This window comes from Endozoicomonas sp. SESOKO3 (assembly GCF_024606255.1).
Map to the genome: position 1 here is coordinate 1 of NZ_JAHHPR010000149.1, position 1,833 is coordinate 1,833.

The 1,833-nt window shown below is 48.3% G+C and carries 1 protein-coding gene; it reads right to left on the minus strand.

Features of this window, described 5'->3' with window-relative positions; translation table 11 throughout:
* Nucleotides 1-1,777: hypothetical protein (locus KDK18_RS02585; protein WP_257252980.1), on the minus strand; the 1,777-nt coding region annotated here is incomplete at its 3' end.
* Between the last annotated feature and the right edge of the window lie 56 nt (nucleotides 1,778-1,833).

Genomic DNA, 1,833 nt, shown 5'->3' on the forward strand with positions numbered 1-1,833 from the left:
AATACATGAAGCCATTATGATAAGCAGTATCATTAATTTGCACACTTTCAGGGAAGACCTTGTCACGCACGATCAATTGTGCCGGATATTTCTGGGTGGCATTTAAAGGGAACTCGAACAGAGTTGTTTTTCCTGAAGGTGTTGTTGCAACAAGGTTAAGTTGAGAGCCAGTGGCTTCGTGAGTCACCTGTCCTGTCAGAGACTGGTAGGAGTCCAGTATTATGGAGTGGTCGGCAGAGGTGGTGTAAGTCACAATGCCGCAACGACCAAATGGTTTATCCAGTTCGGAACCTTTATAGCGCGCCAGAACGATCCCTTTGGAAGACGACTCAGGCTGAATGACGACGTATATTTGCTGGTTTTTCGCGTCATAGGTTTGGAAGAGAGGCTTGCCTTTTGGTGGTAGGCAGTTTGACAGATCAAGTGAATCGGTTGTGGGGGACGTACTGTCAGACGACGATGAAAATTTAGTTCGCCGTGTGTTTGTTGGGGATGATATTTCAAAAGCGGATGAAGTGCCTGATGGTGACTCCGAATCAGCTAAGGCTCTGATTTCAGCAGCCGTGGTCAAATCAATGGTTGAAGGCTGTGCTGATGACGATGACGTAGCTGGTGGAGTTGTCGTGATGTTCTTTTTCACTCTACAGTCAAATCCTCCGGGTGTGCAATCAATTCCGGCCAGCAATATTTGTAGTCTGGAGAAAACTTTTAGGAACGGTAAATAGCCGTAATGCCCGTTCCAGACAGTACGATTGAAAGAGGTGGCGTTTGCGGCACCTCCAGGGTCTGCAAACTCGTTCAGGACGATGGGAAACTGGTTGTTTGTCTGTTGGGTACCATTGATTCGGACAAGTTCACGGTAGGGGGTGTTAATGCCTCTGAGCATCGGCAGCTGTGTTGCATCACCGGCGTTCCAGAGTTCGCTGCTCAAACCGTTTAAGCCTGATTTGAGTGCGCTTTTCGATTTTCTCACGACACCTTCATTATATCCATTATGAATCGAATCAGTCGGGTAATACTTTGTGAAAGTGTCCAGGTTATTGACAATATCATTCCCAAAGGAAAATTCTGCGACTGCCCCGCTTTCATAGCTTCCTGTTACCAGTGACTTAACCAACCCCGTATTAACATTGTTGTAAACCGAGGCCAAATCGCGTGCACTCCCGGATATACCACCCGTTGAACTATGAGTCCCATTACCTATGACTGCTCCGGCATTCAGGTTGTGATAAATTGCTGCTCTTCCTATGGCTTTTCCGGCAATACCTCCGGCAGATGCAATGCGACCGTCAGTAGTGACAGTTCCGGTGTTTACATTCTGAACAACAGGAGCGTTGACTGCTCCCCCAGTGATTCCGCCCACATTGGTGGTGACCTTTCCAGAAATGCTGCCTGTATTGAGGTTTTTGCTGACCAGGGTTTGACCGGAGGTTTCCCCCACTATTCCGCCAATCTCCCCACCACTTCGCCGTGAAGTACCGTCCAAATAATCTGAGGCAATTTTTCCGGTGTTCAGGTTATGTAATACCCTGCTGGTTGTTTCTGCTTTTCCTACAATCCCCCCGGAATCTTCGGTATGGCCAGCATTAACCTCCCCGGTATTCACATTGTTGTTAGCAAGGCTATTGCTTTTCAGCCTTCCGACAACGCCACCGGCAGGTGAGTTATCCAAGCTTCTGGGCGTTATTTTTCCAATATTCAAGTTGTTTGATACAGAAGACTTCTGATCCGCTACCCCACCGTCATCAGCACCGCCACCCATCAGCAGCGCCCGCACGGTTCAGCTGGACAATAGTAATTTCAATCACTACCTGAATGCCGACCACCCGGTCG